This is a genomic window from Streptomyces sp. NPDC048650 (assembly GCF_043199095.1).
GTDB lineage: Bacteria > Actinomycetota > Actinomycetes > Streptomycetales > Streptomycetaceae > Streptomyces.
The window spans coordinates 303,787-322,297 of the sequence record NZ_JBICVM010000004.1 but is presented as its reverse complement, the minus strand read 5'-3'; the positions used below and the strand labels follow the sequence as shown (position 1 = coordinate 322,297).

At 73.0% G+C, this 18,511-nt stretch carries 14 protein-coding genes; 7 read left to right on the top strand and 7 right to left on the bottom strand.

Going from position 1 to position 18,511, the window contains the following annotated elements; translation table 11 throughout:
• Positions 1 to 3 precede the first annotated feature (3 nt).
• Entirely contained in the window at positions 4 to 990 is a 987-nt protein-coding gene (locus ACGFML_RS13840; RefSeq protein WP_393543254.1) for an MBL fold metallo-hydrolase, read from the top strand.
• 59 nt (positions 991 to 1,049) lie between these two features.
• Here ACGFML_RS13840 and ACGFML_RS13835 read toward each other — a convergent pair whose 3' ends face one another.
• A complete protein-coding gene (locus ACGFML_RS13835; protein ID WP_393543252.1) occupies positions 1,050 to 2,102 on the bottom strand; it encodes a chitinase in 1,053 nt (350 codons plus the stop codon).
• A gap of 521 nt (positions 2,103 to 2,623) precedes the next feature.
• The gene (locus ACGFML_RS13830; RefSeq protein WP_393543250.1) at positions 2,624 to 3,202 is read right to left on the bottom strand and encodes a TetR/AcrR family transcriptional regulator; all 579 of its coding nucleotides are present in this window, start codon (positions 3,200 to 3,202) and stop codon (positions 2,624 to 2,626) included.
• A 349-nt stretch (positions 3,203 to 3,551) separates the two neighbouring features.
• Between ACGFML_RS13830 and ACGFML_RS13825 the strand changes: the two genes are divergently transcribed.
• From ACGFML_RS13825 to ACGFML_RS13810, 4 genes are all read left to right on the top strand, one after another.
• A complete protein-coding gene (locus ACGFML_RS13825; protein ID WP_393543248.1) occupies positions 3,552 to 4,091 on the top strand; it encodes a 2Fe-2S iron-sulfur cluster-binding protein in 540 nt (179 codons plus the stop codon).
• Entirely contained in the window at positions 4,088 to 5,080 is a 993-nt protein-coding gene (locus ACGFML_RS13820) for an FAD binding domain-containing protein (protein WP_393543247.1), read from the top strand. The genes ACGFML_RS13825 and ACGFML_RS13820 overlap by 4 nt, the downstream gene beginning before the upstream one ends.
• Positions 5,077 to 7,203 (top strand): xanthine dehydrogenase family protein molybdopterin-binding subunit, encoded by a 2,127-nt coding sequence (locus ACGFML_RS13815; RefSeq protein ID WP_393543245.1) that lies wholly within the window; start codon positions 5,077 to 5,079, stop codon positions 7,201 to 7,203. The genes ACGFML_RS13820 and ACGFML_RS13815 overlap by 4 nt, the downstream gene beginning before the upstream one ends.
• 65 nt (positions 7,204 to 7,268) lie before the next feature.
• The gene (locus tag ACGFML_RS13810) at positions 7,269 to 8,426 is read left to right on the top strand and encodes an XdhC family protein (RefSeq protein WP_393543243.1); all 1,158 of its coding nucleotides are present in this window, start codon (positions 7,269 to 7,271) and stop codon (positions 8,424 to 8,426) included.
• Between the two features lie 159 nt (positions 8,427 to 8,585).
• Here the strand turns inward: ACGFML_RS13810 and ACGFML_RS13805 are convergent, their stop codons facing one another.
• Genes ACGFML_RS13805 through ACGFML_RS13795 form a run of 3 tightly spaced genes read right to left on the bottom strand, consistent with a single transcriptional unit; the run spans position 8,586 to position 13,290 of the window.
• Positions 8,586 to 9,905, bottom strand: coding sequence for an MFS transporter (locus ACGFML_RS13805; RefSeq protein WP_393543241.1), 1,320 nt, complete (start codon positions 9,903 to 9,905; stop codon positions 8,586 to 8,588).
• Positions 9,902 to 11,917: a PEP/pyruvate-binding domain-containing protein gene (locus ACGFML_RS13800; RefSeq protein ID WP_393543239.1), complete on the bottom strand. Its 2,016-nt coding sequence runs from the start codon at positions 11,915 to 11,917 to the stop codon at positions 9,902 to 9,904. The genes ACGFML_RS13805 and ACGFML_RS13800 overlap by 4 nt, the downstream gene beginning before the upstream one ends.
• The gene (locus ACGFML_RS13795; protein WP_393543237.1) at positions 11,914 to 13,290 is read right to left on the bottom strand and encodes an acetyl-CoA carboxylase biotin carboxylase subunit family protein; all 1,377 of its coding nucleotides are present in this window, start codon (positions 13,288 to 13,290) and stop codon (positions 11,914 to 11,916) included. The genes ACGFML_RS13800 and ACGFML_RS13795 overlap by 4 nt, the downstream gene beginning before the upstream one ends.
• 343 nt (positions 13,291 to 13,633) lie before the next feature.
• Between ACGFML_RS13795 and ACGFML_RS13790 the strand changes: the two genes are divergently transcribed.
• Positions 13,634 to 14,917: a helix-turn-helix transcriptional regulator gene (locus ACGFML_RS13790; protein WP_393543235.1), complete on the top strand. Its 1,284-nt coding sequence runs from the start codon at positions 13,634 to 13,636 to the stop codon at positions 14,915 to 14,917.
• 51 nt (positions 14,918 to 14,968) lie between these two features.
• Here ACGFML_RS13790 and ACGFML_RS13785 read toward each other — a convergent pair whose 3' ends face one another.
• Positions 14,969 to 17,095 carry a SpoIIE family protein phosphatase gene (locus ACGFML_RS13785; RefSeq protein WP_393543233.1) on the bottom strand — a complete coding sequence of 709 codons (2,127 nt, stop codon included), beginning with the start codon at positions 17,093 to 17,095 and terminating at the stop codon, positions 14,969 to 14,971.
• 444 nt (positions 17,096 to 17,539) lie between these two features.
• Here ACGFML_RS13785 and ACGFML_RS13780 point away from each other — a divergent pair, with 444 nt between their 5' ends.
• On the top strand, positions 17,540 to 17,668 hold the full coding sequence (locus ACGFML_RS13780; RefSeq protein WP_393543231.1) for an LPFR motif small protein: 129 nt from the start codon (positions 17,540 to 17,542) through the stop codon (positions 17,666 to 17,668).
• A gap of 91 nt (positions 17,669 to 17,759) precedes the next feature.
• Here ACGFML_RS13780 and ACGFML_RS13775 read toward each other — a convergent pair whose 3' ends face one another.
• Positions 17,760 to 18,176: a DUF2795 domain-containing protein gene (locus tag ACGFML_RS13775; protein WP_393543229.1), complete on the bottom strand. Its 417-nt coding sequence runs from the start codon at positions 18,174 to 18,176 to the stop codon at positions 17,760 to 17,762.
• Positions 18,177 to 18,511: the final 335 nt, after the last annotated feature.

Sequence of the window (18,511 nt, the reverse complement as noted above, 5' to 3'; positions counted from 1 at the left end):
GCAATGCGCCGGTCCCCGGCCCCGCACGACCCCTACGACCCGCCCCCGACCTGGGCCGTGGGCGACCTGCGCGTGCAACGCATCGACGAGGTGCGACTTCCCCCGCAGACCGGGCCCTGGCTGCTGCCCGCCGCCACCCCCGCCGTCGTGAACGGCGTCCCCTGGCTCCAACCGCACTTCGCCGGACCCGACGGTGTGCCGCAGCTGTCCAGTCACACCTTCGCCATCGACGTGAACGGCCTGCGCGTCCTGGTCGACACCGGGATCGGCAACGGCAAGACCCGGGCCAACCCCGCCTGGCACCAGCTCGACACCGACTATCTTCGGCGGCTCACCAGGGCCGGGTTCCCGCCGGAGAGTGTCGACCTGGTCATCCTGACCCATCTGCACACCGACCACGTCGGCTGGAACACCCGTGACGACGGCGGGACATGGGTCCCCACCTTTCCGAACGCCCGGTACCTGACGTCGCGCACCGAATGGGATCACTGGGCGGCTGCGGAGTTGGACGAGCCCCGCAGCCAGATGTTCCGTGACTCCGTCCACCCGCTTCGCGACGCCGGGCTGATCGATCTGCTCGATGTGCCGGACGAGGGATGCGAAGTGGCCCCGGGCATCCGCCTGTTGCCCACTCCCGGCCACACGCCGGGCCAGGTCGCCGTCGAGCTCCGCAGCGCGGGCCGGTCGGCGGTCGTCACCGGCGACTGCATCCACCACCCCGTGCAGCTGCACCGCCCCGACATCACCAGCTGCGTGGACATCGACGCCGCCCGGGCGACCCGCAGCCGTCGCGACCTCCTCGCCGCGCTCGCCGATACCGAAGTCCTGCTGCTCGGGAGCCACTTCCCGCCGCCGACCGCGGGCCTCGTCGTCTCCGGGGAAGGTGGCGGCTACCGCCTCGAACCCGTCCCCGGCACCCGCGACGCCGCCTCCGGTCGGCCGGCGGCCGTCCCCGTGCCGAGCCCCCCGAACGCCCCGTCTTCGGAGTGACCGGCCCCTGACGGACGTCCCCGGCCGCCGGGCGCTCGGTGGCCTCGTCGCGCAGTGCCTCAGCGGCCCTGCGCGGCTTTGACGGTGTCGCCGAACGTCCAGCCCTTCGACCCGTCCCAGTTGAGTGACCAGGTCATCAGGCCCTTCAGCCTGTTGTCGTAGGTGTTCCAGGCCCGGGTCACCAGGTTCGGCGGCAGATAGCCGCCGCCGGCGCCCGATTGGGCGGGCAGGCCCGGGACCTGCTTGTCGTAGGGGATCCGGATCGTGGTGCCCTGGACGGTCAGCCCCTTGTCGAGGCAGTCCGTCTGCGCGGTGAACCCCTCGATCGTCCCGGCGGCGTAGGAGTCGCCGGAACACCCGTACATGCTGCCGTTGTAGTACTGCATGTTCAGCCACCAGAGCCGGCCGTTGTCCGCGTACTTCTTGATGACGGGCAGGTAGGCGCCCCAGATCGACCCGTAGGTCACGCTGCCACCGGTCACGTAGGCCGTCTCGGGGGCCATCGTCAGGCCGAAGCCCGGGGGCATCCGGTCGAGGATGCCGTCGATGATGCGGAGGAGATTGGCCTGCGAGGGCGACAGCTGGGTGATGCTGCCGCTGCCGGTGAGGCCGGTCTCGATGTCGATGTCGATGCCGTCGAACCGGTACTTCTTCAGGATCGGCACGATCGTCGCGACGAACCGGTCGGCGACGGAGCTGGAGTTGAGGTCGATACCGGCCGACGCTCCGCCGATGGACATCAGGACCGTGAGGCCCTCGTCCTTGGCCTGGCACATCTCGGCCGGGGTCGGCACCTTCACCGTTGCGTCCATCCCGTCCTCCCAGAGGGCGGTGCCGTCGGCGCGGATGACGGGGAAGGCCGTGGTGAGGACGTTGTATCCGTGATCGCGGATACGGGCGTCGGTGATGGGTGTCCAGCCGAACGGAGGGTGCACGCCGTTCGTCGCGCCGTCCCAGTTCTCCCAGTACCCCTGGAGAACCTTGCCCGGGGGGCGCGGCCCGGTCGCGCAGGTGTCGTCCTGGAGTGCGCCCGGTGTCGCAGCGACCAGCATCGGGGCGACGCAGACGGTCGCCAGGACCGTCCTCAACAGACGCGATATCCGACCGATCACGCTGTGCTCCCTCCGTGTCCTGCCGGGACGTCACCGAGACGGGTGCGGTGTTTCGGGGGGTGCCGCCGGGCGAGTGGGGGTGATGCGCCACACCGTAAGTTGGTCCATACCTATCGTCAAGAGGTGTGGACCACCTGGAAGGCCGGCCGCGCGTTCCTCCTGTGATCGCGCGACCGACATCGCACAACGGCCTTGTACGGAAACCTTTCTGACTCCACATCACTGCGTCTTGATGCGGGTTCGGTGCCGGAAGCCATGTGTCGCCCGATAGAGGGAAGGGCTTCTTGTCATCCACGGCGCGCTCGCTCGTTGCCTCAAGGCGGTGCCGGCCCTTCGATGCCAGGCCGGGGCCGTCAGCGCCAGGCCCGTCGGTGCCCGGGCGGGTTCAGCGGCCGGGTGGTGGGGCTCTTGAGGCGAACGCCGCCGCCTTCGGGGCGCCCGGTCCGGCAGCGGCTCGGCCTCGATGTCGTCGGCTGTGCGGCCCGGTCGTGCTTCCGGGGAAGGCGGCCGGGCCGGGGTGTTCACCGCCCCGGTGCGCCGGTGCGGAGTCCGTCCATGACGAGGTCCAGGAGTCGGCCGGAGCGGGACTGCCAGTCTCCGTGCGGATCGATCTGCCAGAGGCCGGCGATGGCGAGCACGAAATCGTCCGCGCTCACTCCCGGACGAATGGTGCCGGCCTCTTCGTTCGCGTTCAGCAGCAGTGCGACGGCCGATGTCACCGGGCCGTGGCCCCAGCCTGCCGGGGTGCCGTGCGTGCTGGTGGCCTTGCGGATCGCGTCGGCGAGGCCGGCCTTGGCCATGGCGTACTGGGCGAGGCGGTCCATCCACTCCCGCAGGGCCTGGTCGGGTGCGCGGGTCTCGAGCAGCTGGGCCGCGGTGTCGGCGACCTGCTGGACCTCGTGGCGGTAGACCTCCAGGACGAGCGCCTCGCGGCTGGGGAAGTGGCGGTAGAACGTCCCCTGGCCGACTCCCGCCTTCTTCGCGATCGAGCTCAGCGGCGCCTCGGCGGAGCGGGTGAGCTCCGCCAGCGCGACTTCCAGGATGCGCTCGCGGTTCCGCTGTGCGTCCGAGCGCAGTGATGCGTCTTTCCTCTGCTGCACTCGTCCTCCTTCGGGGAATCGCGACCCGATCGGCCTTGCTAAGCGGACAACTGTCCGGTAGGTTCGCATTTAACGGACAGTTGTCCGCTTAGGCCCACCATAGCGGCAGACGCGGCCGAGGGGGACCGCCGGCGCCACCGGGGCCGGCCTCCCGCTCCCCGTATGTGCCCCCGGAGCCCGAGCTGACGCCCCTACGCACAGCGCCATCTCTCCCGAACGTCTGCCGGGATCCATGCGTTCATCCTGTCGCTCATGCCTGAGAGGGACCGGTCGGCTCCTGGTTGATCACCGGCATCGGACGCGCACCCTGATGTCCGACGCGCACCACATACGCGAAAGAAGGCTGATCATGGCCCCATCGACGTCCAGCGCCATCACCTTGCACATCAACGGCGAGAAGCACGCGCTGCCCGTCGACCACCGCACCACGCTGCTCGACGCGTTGCGTGAGCACCTCGACCTGACGGGCACCAAAAAGGGCTGTGACCAGGGTCAGTGCGGTGCGTGCACGGTGCTTCTCGACGGCCGCCGGGCGGTCTCCTGTCTCCAACTCGCGGTGGCCGCCGAAGGGCGGGAGATCACCACCATCGAGGGGGTGGCGGACGGCGACCGGCTGCATCCCGTCCAGCAGGCGTTCCTCGACCTCGACGGCTACCAGTGCGGCTACTGCACACCGGGTCAGATCTGCTCGGCCATCGCGGTGATCGAGGAGCATGCGGCGGGCTGGCCGAGCGCCGCCACCGACGACGTACGGCCCGAAGCGGGCGTACCCCCGCTCACCGCCGACGAGATCAGGGAGCGGATGAGCGGCAATCTGTGCCGCTGCGGCGCGTATGTATCGATCGTGCAGGCGGTCGCGCAGGCGGCGGCCGCGGAGGTGACGGCATGAGGGAATTCACTTACCGGCGCGCGGCCGACGTCCCCGGCGCGGTGGCCCTGCTGGGCGCCGACCCGGAGGCGCGCTGTCTCGGCGGCGGCACCAATCTGGTGGACCTGATGAAGACCGGGGTGGAGCGCCCCGCACTGCTCGTCGACGTACGGGAACTCCCCCTCGACCGGATCGAGGCCGCGGACGACGGCGGGCTGCACATCGGCGCCACCGTCACCAACAGCGATCTCGCCGCCCACCCCGAAGTGCGCACCCGCTACCCGGCGCTGGCGCAGGCCGTTCTGGCCGGCGCCTCTGGCCAGCTGCGCAACATGGCGACCGTCGGCGGAAATCTGCTCCAGCGCCCGCGCTGCGGCTACTTCACGGACACGACCAAGGCGTGCAACAAACGTGTCCCCGGCAGCGGCTGCCCCGCCATCGAGGGCGAGCACCACAACCACGCGATCCTGGGCGCCTCCGGGCACTGCGTGGCCGTCCACCCCTCCGACATGGGGGTGGCGCTCGCCGCCTTCGACGCCGTGGTCGCGTACGAAACGGTCGACGGCCCCGGCGAGTTGCCGCTGGCGGAGTTCTACCTACCGGTGGGCGACACCCCGCATCTGGAGACCGCGCTGCCGCCCGGCGCGCTGATCACCGGCATCACCCTGCCGCCGGCTCCGGTCGCCGCGGTCTCCCGCTACCGCAAGGTGCGTGAGCGCGCCTCGTACGCCTTCGCGATCGGCTCCATCGCCGCCGCCCTGGATGTCCGCGGCGGCACCGTGCACGAGGTGCGGCTCGCCTTCGGGGCGGTCGCGTCCCGGCCGTGGCGGGCCCGGGAGGCCGAGCGGGTGCTGACCGGGGGCCCGGCGGCGGCCGCCGCGTTCGCCGCCGCCGCGGACGCCGAACTGGCCGCCGCCGAGACCCTGCCGCACAACGCATACAAGGTGACGCTGATGCGCAATCTCGTCGTCGCCGTCCTGACCGAGCTCGCCGAGGAGGCCACCCGATGACCACGACGACGGTAACCACCGGGGTGACGGGGGCCGTCGGCGCCGCGCACACCCGCGTGGAGGGCCTGGCCAAGGTCACCGGAGCGGCCCGCTACGCCGGCGAGATCCCGTTCGCCGAGCTCGCCCACGGCTGGCTGGCGCTGTCCACCATCGCCCGCGGACGGATCCGCTCCGTCGAGGTGGACCCGGTGCTGGCGATGCCCGGTGTGCTGGCCGTCCTGCACCACGGGAACGCACCGCGTGTCGACACCGATTACGTGGGCCTGCTGGGGCGTCCCGACCCCACCCTCGCGGTTTTCCAGCAGGACCGTGTGCCGTATGCGGGCTGGCCGGTCGCGCTGATCGTGGCCGAGACGTCCGAGCAGGCCAGGGAGGCCGCCGAGGCGCTGGTGGTCACCTACGACCAGGAGCCGCACGACGTGGCGTTCTCCGCCGGACGACCCGGTACGTACACGCCGGAGAACTCCGCCGCGGAGAAGGGGGACATCGAGGCCGAACTCGCCGCCTCCGCCGTCGTGGTGGACGCGGAGTACACCACGCCGGAAGAGCACCACGGCATGCTGGAGCCGCACGCGGCGACTGCTCGCTGGGAGGGCGGCCGGCTCGACGTCGTCGACTCCAATCAGGGCACGATGTGGGTGGCGGCCGAGCTCGCGAACCTGTTCTCCCTCGACCCGGCCTCGGTGCGGGTGCGGTCCGAACACGTCGGCGGCGGCTTCGGATCCAAGGGGCTCCGCGTGCACCAGGTGTGCGCCGTGATGGCCGCAACCGTCCTCCACCGACCGGTCCGCGTTGTGCTGACCCGCCGTCAGATGTTCTCGCTGACCGGCTACCGCAGCCCCACCGCGCAGCGGATCCGGCTCGGCGCCGACGCCGACGGGCGGCTGCGCGCGTTCGACCACCAGGCCCAGAACCTGACGTCGACCGTGCACGAATTCATCGAGGCGAGCGCCAATGTGGGGCGCGTGATGTACGACGCGAATGCGCACCACTCCGTCAACCGCGTCGTTCCGCTCGATGTGCCGACGCCGACCTTCATGCGCGCCCCGGGCGAGGCGCCGGGGTCGTTCGCGATGGAGTGCGCGCTCGACGAACTCGCCGAGAAGTGCGGCATCGACCCGATCGCCCTGCGCGCACGCAGCGAACCGGACGTCGGGCCCCTCTCCGGGCTGCCCTTCAGCAGCCGCAATCTGCTCGCGTGCTTCGAGGAGGGCGCCCGCAGGTTCGGCTGGGCGGACCGGGACCCGAGGCCCGGCGTGCGCCGCGACGGGCGCTGGCTGGTCGGGACCGGTACGGCGGCGGCCGCGTTCCCGGTGGGATCCATGCCGTCCACCGCTGCCGTGACGGCGGAGGCGGACGGGACCTTCACGGTACGGATCAACGCCGCGGACATCGGGACCGGGGCGCGGACCGCGCTGACCCTGATCGCCGCGGACGCGCTGGAGGTGGAGCCGCGCCGCATCCGGACACGGATCGCGGACAGCGACTTCGGCCCGGCGATGATCGCCGGCGGCTCGATGGGCACCCGCTCCTGGGCCTGGGCGGTCACGGCCGCGGCCGGCACGCTGCGGGAGCAGCTCGCCCTGGGCGGCGACATTCCGCCGGACGGGATCACCGCCCGGTCGGACACCGCCGAGGCCGTCGGCGCCCTGCCGAAGAAGGAACGGCACTCCTTCGGCGCGCAGTTCGCCGAGGCCGCCGTCGACGTCACCACCGGCGAGGTGCGTGTGCGACGGATGCTCGGCATCTTCGCCGCGGGGCGGATCGTCAATCCGCTGACCGCCCGCAGCCAGCTCATCGGCGGCATGACCTGGGGTCTGTCCATGGCACTGCACGAGGAGGCGGTCCGCGACCAGGCGTCGGGCGCCCACGTCGGTGCCGACCTCGCCGGCTACCACTTCGCCGCGCACGCCGACATCCCGCCCATCGAGGCGGACTGGGTGGACGACCCCGACGACGAGGACCCGGTCGGCATCAAGGGGGTCGGTGAGATCGGCATCGTGGGTGTCGCGGCGGCGATCGCCAACGCGGTCTGGCATGCGACCGGGGTACGCCACCGGGACCTGCCGATCCGTCCGGACCGTGTTCTGCTGGCGGGAGGCGGGTACTCCGCGGCCGGCTGAGCCGGAGGACCTGATTCCGCCCCGGATCCGCCGCGCGGGCGGTCCGCGACCACAAGGAGAGGGAGATGCTGGACATCGCCGACGAGCTGCACCGATGGGTCGAGGAGGGCCGCGACTTCGCCGTCGCCACCGTCGTGGCCGTCGGCGGCAGCGCCCCGCGCAGCCCCGGCGCGGCCCTCGCCGTCGACAGCCGGGGCACGGTCATCGGCTCGGTCTCCGGCGGCTGTGTGGAAGCGGCGGTGTACGACCTGTGCGACCAGGCGCTCCGGGACGGCACCACGGTGCGCGAGCGCTTCGGCTACAGCGCCGAGGACGCCTTCGCGGTGGGGCTGACCTGCGGTGGAGTCATCGAGGTCCTGGTCACGCCGGTTGTCGCGGACGCGCCGGGCAGGGCCGTGTTCGCGGCGGCGGTGGCGGCCGCCGCCCGTGGCGAGGCGGCGGCCCTCGCCCGTGTGGTCCGGGGGCCTGCCGCACTGCTCGGCAGGGCGCTGATCGTCCACCCGGACGGCAGGTACGACGGCGGGCTCGGCGGCCATCCGGAGCTGGACCGCACGGTGGTGGGGGAGTCCCGCGCGCTGCTCGACGCGGGGCGCACCGGCACGTTCGACGTCTCGGAGAGCGGAGCGCACTGTGAGACCGCCCTGACGGTGTTCGTCGAGTCGAGCGTGCCGCCACCCCGCATGATCGTCTTCGGGGCCATCGACTTCGCCGCGGCGCTGGTGCGCACCGCCAAGTTCCTCGGCTACCACGTCACCGTCTGCGACGCCCGCCCCGTCTTCGCCACCCGGGCGCGCTTCCCCGACGCCGACGACATCGTCGTCGACTGGCCGCACCGCTACCTCCAGGGCACCGCGACCGATCCGCGCACGGTCCTGTGCGTACTCACCCACGATGCCAAGTTCGACATCCCCCTGCTGGAGACGGCCCTCCGACTGCCGGTCGCGTTCGTCGGCGCGATGGGCTCGCGCCGCACCCACGAGGACCGCAACCGCAGACTCCGCGAGGTCGGCGTCACCGAACGGGAACTGGCCCGGCTCCGCTCGCCGATCGGTCTCGATCTGGGCGCCCGGACGCCCGAGGAGACCGCCCTGTCCATCGCGGCCGAGATCGTCGCGGCACGGCAGGGCGGTACGGGCCGCCCGCTGACCGACTCGCGGACCCCGATCCACCGCGACGCGGACAGTCGGGGAGCCGACGAGACCGGGCCGCACGCCGCGGCGTGATCCCGCTCGGCCGCAGGGGCGCCCGGCTCGGCGTGATCGGCCGGGCCCGCGCCTGCGGTCGCCCATGAAGCCGTGACCCACCGTGACCCGCCGTGACCTGCCGGGACCCGCCGTCGTCCGGCCCGGAGCCGAGGCGGGGCCGGGACGGCCGCGAGGTGCTCAGGTCCGTCCCGTGGCGGCGGCCTGCGCTCGTGAAGGGCGCCGTTGCGGGGCACCGCGGCGCCGCAGGACCAGTTGGAGGACCGCCATCAGCACGCCCGTCACCAGCGCGCTGTGCCACAGCAGGCTGTCCAGCCGGCCGGCCGCGAGGTAGGCGCCCGCGGCGACGGCTGCCAGCGCGCACACCGCGCGGTCGACGATGCTCTCGACGGAGAGCAGGGTGGCGCGGGGCGCGCCCGCCGGGATGGCGTCGTTGACCAGCTTGCGCTGCAGCGGGTAGGCGAAGCCGGTGACGGCGGCGAACAGGCAGAGCAGGGCGACCACGGTCCAGGGGCCGCCCAGGGTGATGCCTGCCAGCGCCGCCGCCATGGCGAGGCTGAGCAGGGACACCCAGGCCACCGGCGACAGCCGTGCGGTGAGCCACTGCGGACGGGCCGAGGCGACCGCCTCCGCGACGGTCATGGCCGCCAGTACCCCGCCGTGGGTGCTCTCGGCGATGCCGTGGTCCAGCAGCACCGGCTGGAACAGGTTGACCTGGCAGATCCGGGAGAGGGTGAAGACGGCGACGCCCTGCACCATGACCAGGGCCAGCCACGGGGAGGCGCGGACGGCGCGCAGGGCCGCCGCCGCACCGTGCAGGAACGCCGCCCCGCTCGGCGCCGCCCCGGCCGCACCGTGCCGTTCGGCGTGCCCCGTCTCCCCGGCCTGGCGCGGCAGCACCACGGCGCAGAGCAGCGAGCCCCCGGCGCTGGCGGCGCTCAGGACGTAGGGCGCGGAGTGCGCGAGCGCCATGAGCGGCCCGACCAGCGGCCAGCACAGCACCTTGGCTGCCAGGCCCAGGGCCCGCGCCTGCCCCTCCGCCCTGAGGTAGTGCTCGCCGGCGCCCTCGGCCTCCAGGCCGTCGTAGAGGTAGGCGCTGGCGGCGCCGGACGTCAGGGAGCGGCCGGCGGCGATGAGCAGGAAGTGGGTGAGGAAACCGGCGTAGGTGGGGGTGAGGACCGGGGTCAGGTTCGCCACGGTCATCACGACGGCCCCGGCCCGCAGGCAGTTGCGGGCACCGATGCGGTCGGAGATCAGCCCGGTGGGGATCTCGAACAGGCAGAACGCGAGGTAGTAGATGCTCTGGATGCCGAAGATCTGCCCGTCGGAGAGTCCGGCCTGCCGCTGGTAGGCGTAGAACACCGGCATCCACCACAACAGGTTGAACAGGAGCTGGAAGCCGTTGTTCAGGCGGATGATGCGGCGGGCGCGCGACGACAGGGGCGCGCCCTTGCTGCGGGGCCCGCGGGCGCGCCGCGGGCCGGCGAGGTAGCGGCTCACCGTGCGTAGGGGCGGATCTGGACCAGGCGGAAATCTCCCCGGTCGGTCATCAGCCACTCGATGTCCAGCGGGTGGTCCACGTCGGTGTCGCTGAAGTGGGACTGCAGCAGCCTTCCGGTCAGGGCGAGTTGGGCCAGCCCGTCCCGGGTGGCGGCGGGCAGGTCCGTTCCGCAGGAGCCGAGCGCGACCGTGCGGCCGCCGCCCTCGACCGTGTTGTAGAGGTACTGCAGGGGCAGCGTGGTTCCGTCGACGACGGTTTCGGGCGAGCCCGGGGAGCAGTTGAGGTAGACGTTGCGGAAGTCCGCGCGCCGGGTCGGGTTGCAGGTCACCAGCACGCCGCCGAGGTCCGCGGGCACATACCGCTGAATGATCACACCCATGTAGGTGTCGTCGAGGGAGATGCCCGCCTGATGGCGCAGCCGGACGCTGCGCGGCGACAGCAGGGAGGCCCACACCTGGCGTACCGCATCGAGGAGTTCGTCGGCGCCGCGCACCGTGGTGACCGAGTCGTACACCCCCGCCGCGGAGAAGCCGGGCAGGTCCTCGGCGTTGGACGAGGAGCGCACCACCAGACGGCTGCCGGCGTCCGGGCCGGTGGGCAGCGCCTGGGTGATCACCCGGGCCACCTCCTCGGGCACCGGGGCGTCGCGGACGAGGTGCTGGAGCTGCACGCAGAGGGCGTCCGCGGCGTCGACGGCGTCGAGTTCCAGGGCCATCTTCAGTTTGCCGATGCCTTGTTGCACGGCCGGGGACGAGGTCAGAAAGCGGTGCTGCAGGGCGAACGGCAGGGCGATGCCGTCGGGCGCGGTGACGGTGGCGGCGGCGAAGGCGGAGGCCGCCGACCGGAGTTCCGCGGCCGGCGTCGCCGCGGCGGTCCCGAGCCGGGCCGCGAGATGGCCGTAGAGGTCGGTGCGGGGCGGCCGCGGCCGTCCGTAGAACGCCGTCAGATCGGCGGTGCGGCTGTCGAGGACGTGATGGAGCTCCCCGAGGTTGGCCGCCTTGGTCCCGTAGCTGTCCTGGTCGGTGCGGCGCAGCCGGTGCAGCGGCAGGGCGGGGACGTCCTCCAGCAGCGGGGTGCGCAGCCGGATCCGGTGCTGGTGCCAGGCCGGGGCCTCGGCGTCCGGGGCCCGGTCGAGCTGGACGAGGGTGATGTCGTCGTCCTTGACCTCGTAACGCACCCATGTGCCGTCCAGGTCGTCCGCCTCGACGAGGCGCTCCAGATCGCGGACGATCGCGTTGGGGATGCCCCAGCCGGAGGCGAGGACGTTGGTGTGCGAGAGCGGGGTGCTGGGCGCGGTGTTGATGAAGCCGGCGACGCGCGGCACGTCGTCGGGCAGCGCGGGCATGGCCACGATGTCGGACCAGCCCAGCTGGTCGGCCTCGGCGGCGTACTCCTCGGCGTTGCGGAAGAAGCGGAGCCGGCCGGCTGCCTCGCCGGGGTTGAGCGGGGTCCGGGTGCGGTTGCCGAAGAGCTCATGGCTGAGGATCCGCGGGACCCGGAGGTCGCTGATCGCGGCGAGTTCGTGCTCCTGCCCGTGGTTGGCGGGCTTCAGCAGCAGCGGCAGCCGGCCGTCGAGCCGGTGGCGGACGAAGGTGTAGAACTCCTCGAGCAGCGGGCCGGGCATGGTGTCGGCCTCGGTCGTCTCCAGCACCAGGAAGGGGCGGTCCCGGCCGTCGGCGTCCTCGTCGGTGTGCAGGGACAGCACACCCAGCAGGAACCGGCGGCCGGGGTCCATGTAGACCGAGGCGTTGAAGGCGTCCAGCCCCGAGTCCAGCGCGGCCAGATCCATGCCCAGCACGCGGGTGGCGATGTAGTCGACGTGGAAGGGGTGGACGGCGGTGTCCAGCAGGTGCCAGGTGTGCTCGGCGCGGTCCACCACCACCTTGAGGTAGGGGTGGCCGGCCAGAGTGCCGGAGAGGGCGCGGAAGAGCGGCAGGGAGAGGTGCTCGCCGACGGTCGTACGGTCGGTGCCGGGGCGTGGCGCACCGGCGGGCAGGACGGTGGCGCTCATGCCTGTACCTCCGTGGTCCGCTCGGCCGGCGGGAGGACCTGCGGCAGGGCGTCCACCAGGGTGCGGAAGTCGCGCAGGACGGCCTCCGGGTCGGCGGCGGACAGCAGGCACAGGGCCGCCATGGTGTTGGCGCCCGCGGCCGGGTCGTACACCGGCACCACGGTTCCGTCCGGGAGCGAGTTCTCGGCCACCACCGACAGTCGGCTGTCCGCGCTGAGAGTCACCGCGTCCCGTACGGCGGGGAAGTCCCATCGGCGCCGGTCCGTCCAGGCGTCACCGGCTCCGTCGACGGCCAGGACGACGAGGGAGCCGGCCGCGCCGCGTGCCTCCTGCGGGGTGCGGGCCTCGTCGGGCCAGGTCACCGGACGCCCCAGCAGGTGGTCCACGAGCATGCCGATGAGGTCCAGCCCGAAGACCTCCTCGATCTGCGGGACGGTCATGGCCCCGCCGAAGCGGGCGGCGGTCTCGATCACCCACATCCGGCCGTCCGCGCCGAGCTTGATCTCGGTGTGGGTACCGCAGTTCTCCAGGCCCAGCGCGTCGACGGCGGCGCGGGCGAGGGCCACCACCCGCCGCTGGGCGTCGAGCGGCAGTGCGGCGGGAGTGATTCCGGCGCGCTCGGTGAAGGGCTCCACCGTCGGCATCCGGCCACTGAGGCAGACCGGGCGGAACTCCCCGTCGGCGACGACGCCTTCGACGCTGACGTAGTCGCCCCAGCCCTCCTGGTCGAACCAGCCGTCCGCGGTGCCCGGCACGATCTCCTCGACGAGGAAGTCGGCCCCGGCATCCGCCACATGCAGCTCGGCGTACCCCAGTTCGGCGGATTCGGCCATCACCTCACGCGCCCGCTCCCAGGCCGCCGGTACCTCGTCGGCGGAGCGGATGATCCGGTGCGCGGTGGAGCCGGCGCTCCAGGCGGCCTTCAGCAGCAGCGGCAGACGCAGTGAGGTGGCCGCGTCCAGCAGCTCCGGACCGGAGGCGACCGGGCGGAACCGCGGCTGGGAGATGCCCTGTTGCCTCCAGGTGCGGCGCATCAGCCGCTTGTCGCGGGCGAGCGCGCAGGAGCCGCCGGCCCCGGCGAGGCCGAGCTTCGCGCAGGCCTCCGCGACGGCGACGACCGCGTACTCGGAGAAGGTGACGACCGCGTCCGCGCCCACCGCCTGGGCGCGCGCCACGATCAGGGACACCAGATCGCCCCGCTCGGGGCCGGTGGCCGTGAGGACGGAGGCGCAGCGGCGCCCGGCGGATGCGGCGACCGTGGGCGGGAGCGTGCTGAGCGCCAGCAGGTGCACTGCCGACCGTGCGGCGACCCGTGACAGGGCATACCCCAAGGGCGGACCGCCCTTGGCATACACAAACAGCACCGAACTCACTGGAATCCGACTCCTTCGCAGGTGGGTGGGGCCGCAGCGGCGGCCGGCGACGCCCGGTATCCGATGCCGGGCGCCCTGTCTCCAGCGAACCAGCCGGGCGGCGCCCGGTTCGCCGCAGCGAACCTCAACCGCTCAGGCAAATGCCAGAGTTGCGGACTCGGTGGGCTCACTGTGAAGGTTCCGTGATGCCGTATGGCGTGGCAGGGCGAAATGACGGCCGTGGTGGCCGGACCGGCCCCGTCCAGATCGGCCGAGAACCGGGCATACGCCGTCACGGCGGGGGATACGCATGCCAAGGGCGCACCCCGCGCCCCGTTGAACTCTTCCCCACAGAGAGGCCGTCGTGGACGAGACCGGTCTGAAGTCGCTGCTCCAACACCTGCCGGTGTCATGGTGGGAGGCCGACCGAGAGCTACGGGTGATCGACAGTGGCGGGGGTGCCTTCGACGACACACGCACGGCCCAGCGATTCCTGGACACCGTGTGCCGGGACCGTCCCAGGCCCTCCGCAACGGCCGGATTCGGCCATTGGCAGGCGCAGTTCGACGGACGTGTCTTCGATGTGAACTGGTCCCCCGACCGGCCCCGGCAAAACCGCACCCGCGGCATGGCGGTGGAGATCGACCCCGGTACGGTGGCGTCCCGCCGCTACGACGCCTTCGCCGACCTGGCCCCCGCCGCGGCCTTCATCCGGGACGCCGACGGCCGCTACCTCTGGGCGAATCACGCCTACGCCCACCTCTACGGCACCACCCCCGCACACGTCATCGGCAAGTACGTGCACGACGTCGACGCCCCGGCCGACGCCGCGCAGGTCCGCGCGCTCGACCAGGACGTCCTCGCCCGTGGCAAGCCGGTGCGGCACACCCTCACCTACCACCGCTCGGACGGCACCAGCGGGCACGCGGCCGGCCACCGCTTCCCGGTACGCGAGGGCACCCAGACCTGCGTGGCCGGCATCTACATCGACATCAGCGACCACACCCGGGCACTGCACCAGCGCCGCGAGGCCGAGGAGAGCCTGTGCGCGCTGCGCGACCACAGCGGGCTGCCGTGCGCGCTGATATCCGCGGGCGGCCGCATCCTCCAGGCGAGCGCCGCCGCCGCCGAACTGCTGGGCGCCCGCCTGTCGGACCTCATCGGGCGGCGGGCGCACACCCTGCTGGCGCCCGCGCCGGAACTGCGTGAGCTCCGGCGCGGCTGGCACGCGTTGATAGCCCGCCGCAGCCGGCGGATCCAGACCTCGGCCGTCCTCCTCGACGTCCGTGGCCGGCAGCGGCGCGCCCGGCTGCACCTCACCACGGTGGGCCGCAGCGCGGCGCGCGCCTCCAGCGTCTGGGCGGTGGTCACCCACCAGGGCCTCGCCCATGAGCCGCATCCGCCCTTGACGGCCAGTCAGGTCCGGATCCTGGCCCTGCTGGCGGCCGGCCGCAGCAACGGCGAGATCGCCGCCTCCCTGCACCTCTCGCGGCAGACCGTCGACTACCACCTCAGCCGGCTGCGCGACCTCCTCGAGGCCCCGACCCGATGCGCCCTGGTCGCCCGCGCCTACGTCCTGGGGATCCTCGAACCGCAGACCTGGCCGCCGCGTTCGGCGACGGCCGGCCATCCGCACAGCGCCACCTGATCTGCGCCGCAGCCGGCGGCCCGAGGCGCGCCGGGCCCGGCGCCGGCCCGCTCAGCCGGGTGCGATCCGCCGGCCCGGCTCGGTGGACACCACCATGAGCGCCACATCGTCCAGCCGGTCCACGTCCGCGTGCCGGTTCTCCAACAGCACGTCGGCGAGGCGCTCGGGGCCCAGCGCCGGCGCGCTCTCGAGTCGCTCGGCGAGATGGGCGACCGCGCGCTCCAGGTCGACCCCCGGCGTCTCGACGAGGCCGTCGGTGTACAGCGCCAGCACGGATTCCGGAGGCAGTTCGATCTCCGTGGCGGGGTATCGGGCATCGGGCTCGATGCCCAGCAGCAGCCCCGGGGGGACGTCCAGAACGGTGGCGTGCCCGTCGGGCCGGCGCAGCAGAGGGGGTGGATGACCGGCGCTGGCCAGGCACGCGCGCTGCGTGCGCACATCGATGTGGACGTACAGACAGCTGGTGAACAGACCCGGGTCCAGATCGGTCAGCAGCCGGTTCGTACGGGCCAGCACCTCGCCGGGGGAGGCACCCGCGGCCGCATGGGCGTGCACGGCGGTACGGACCTGGCCCATGAGCGCGGCCGCCGCCGCATTGTGGCCCTGTACGTCCCCGATGACCGCGGCGGCGCTTCCCTCGTCGAGGCGGATCAGGTCGTAGAAGTCGCCCCCGATGTCCATACCGCGGGTCGAGGGCAGATAGCGGGCGGCGACCGCGAGACCGGGCACCGCCGGCAGCCGGTGCGGCAGCAGCCCGGCCTGCAGGTCGTGGGCGAGCTGCTGCTTGGTGTCGTACAGCCGGGCCCGGTCGAGCGCCTGGGCGATCAGCCCGGCCAGCGACGTCAGGACCTGGCGTTCCTCCGGGGTGAAGACGCGGGGGCGGGTGTACGAGAGGATGCAGCAGCCCACCGCGCGGCCCGAGACGATCAACGGCAGTACGGCCCGGGCGGCCTTCCCCGTCAGATGCGGCAGCCCCGGATAGTCGCGTTCGATCTCCTCGGGATCGGAGTAGAAGCTGGGCTCCCCGGTGGCGAGGGCGTGGACGGCGGGGCTGTTCGCCGCACCGAGGGCCACGCCCTCGAAGGCGGCCACGGCGGCGGCGGGGTAGCCGCGATGGCCCAGGGTCCGCAGCCGGCCGCCCTCGGCGGCGTACACGATCACGCCTTGGGCGCCGAACGCCGGCACGATCTGGTCGGCCACGAGATCGACGACGTCCTGGACCCCCACCGCCTCGGTGAGGGCGGCCGCCAGATGCAGGACGTGGTAGATCTGCCCGGCCCGCACGGGTACGACCTCCCCCTCGCCGGGCAGCGGCGCCACCGTGCCGTGCTCCTTGTCCGAGGGGGTGATCCACACGCTCAGCCCCCTGCCGTCCGGGAAGAGGCGGAACGTGAGCCACCGGCCGGGGGCACGGCCCGCGGTGAACGACGTCGGCCGACGGCTGACCACCGCGGCGCGGTAGCGGTCCTCGAAGACCGGGTCGCACAGCCACCCCAGCACTTCCCAGGGGCGCGCGCCCAGCAGCCGCGACGCCTCCTCGCCCAGCAGCTCCGCCGCGCCGGTGGTGACCATGGTGATCCGCCCCTCCAGGTCCAGCGCACAGCAGCCCCCGGGCAGCCGCTCGGCGTAGTCGACCGCCGCCAGCGCCTCGGGCAGGTCCACGGTCCGCGCCGGGGCCGGCGACAGGACGCGCGGCACACCGGCCGGCACAACGGGACCGCCGACCCGCGGCGCCGTGCCCAGCAGCGGCGCCAGGAGCCGACAGCCGGCCTCCGTCGCCTCGCGTTCCGCCGCCGAGAGCTGCGGCGGGTGACCGGACGGCCACAGCAGCAACAGCGAGCCCCGGCTCTCGTTCCCGTCGCTGATGGGCGCCGCCGCCAGCGCGAAGTCGTAGGGCACGGCCACCGCCGTACGCGGAAAGTCCCGGGCCAGCTGCTGATGGCCGCCCGCCCAGACCAGCCGCTGCCGGCGTGACGCCACGGCGACCGGGATCGGGGCCGCAAGCGCGACCCGGCGCCAGGGCTCCAGGAGCCGCGCCGGAACGCCGCTCATGACGGTCAGCAGCAGCACGGGCTCGTCGGCGGCCAGCACATAGAGCCCGACCGCCGAGGCTCCGGACGTCCGCATCGTCCGGAGCAGCGCCCGGTCCACGGGATCGGAGCCGGCCCCGCCGCTCATGTCACACCTTCACAGCTGTCGTCGGACCATCGAGACCACTGCGACCCGCCGCCTTTCCCGTGCCGAGCGCCGACGGCGTACAGGAAAACGGGCTGCTCCGTACCGCCAGGGCGAGTCTCCTGGGACAGTGCCGACGTTACGCCGGTCGTCGGGGCCCGGCACTCGATCACCGGCCCGTGCCGCGCCGGGTGCCGGGCACCCGGCGGCGCAGCGCCGTGCGGACACGTCCCGAGGCGGACGGCGTTCGGTGGCCACCCCGCCCCGCCCCCACCCCGCTCCCGCGCGCCCGCCGCACGTGCCGAGTCGCGGGACGCGGCCATCCGGGCTGAAGTGGTAGATGTGGCAATCGGCGTACGGCAGGCGGCCTGCGGGGCCCGCGGCAGCGCGGGCGGGCCGATCGCTGTTCCGACACCGAGGCCCCTCATCCACCCGGAGGTTCCCACCATGCTGCAGGCAATTGCCGACGTCCTCCGTGCCATCGGCGGCACCATCGCCACCGTTGTCACCCTGCCGTTCCGGGCCGTCGCCCGGCTCTTCGGCGGCGCCTCGAGCTCGGCCCGCGGGCGCCACTGACGCGACGTCGGGCCCCGCGGCGCGGCCGCGGCGACCGCCAGGACCGACGCCCCCACCCGGCGGGGGGCGACCTCGCCCGGCGACCTGCCCGTCAGCCGCGGAGGTCCTCCGTGCCGAGCCCGAGCGACTCGGCGATGCTCTGGACGTTGGCGTACCGCTCCCCGGCCGGGAGCTTCTGGGCCAGCGCGATCAGCCGGTCCGGCGCGTTGTCACGAACGAGCCGTTCGACGATGGCGGGCCGGTCGGCCGGATACATGCTGCGGCCGAGGTGCTGGGCGATTTCGGAGCGCAGTGCGACGTCCTCCCCGGTCATTCCGTGCGGTGTGCCGCCGCGGAACGCGGTCTCGGGGGCCTGGGCCGTCATCGGCTGGTCCTCGCCCGACGGCTGGAGCTCTCGCTCCTCGGCGGTGCGCAGCGAGCGGTCCCGCGTCATTTCCGCGCGCAGCTCCTTCTTCATGGTGTCGTCCCGGGCGGGGCCCGTCTTGTCCGTGCCGTGTTGCATGGCCACTGTCGCCTCCAGAGTTGCGGGACGAAGTTCCGTCCTTCGCGGTCCTGTGCGCGGACTGCTCGTGCCGGCCGCGCACTGCGGGCGGCTGTCCGGCCGCCTCGGCCTGCGCCGGTGCGCTTGTCCGGAGCCATGGTCCGGTGACCGTGGTACGGCGCGGGCGGCCGTGGATGCCTCCCCTGGCAGGGTGCTTGCCGGGGACGGACGCGGTCAACCCGGCAGCTCCCGCCCGCCCGGCGGTGACTTTTCGGCCATGCGCAATGACGTGTCCGGCGGCGCGCAATCCACCGCTCCACGTGCCTTAGGGTTGTCGACGCACAGCTCGCTTTCCTATCGTT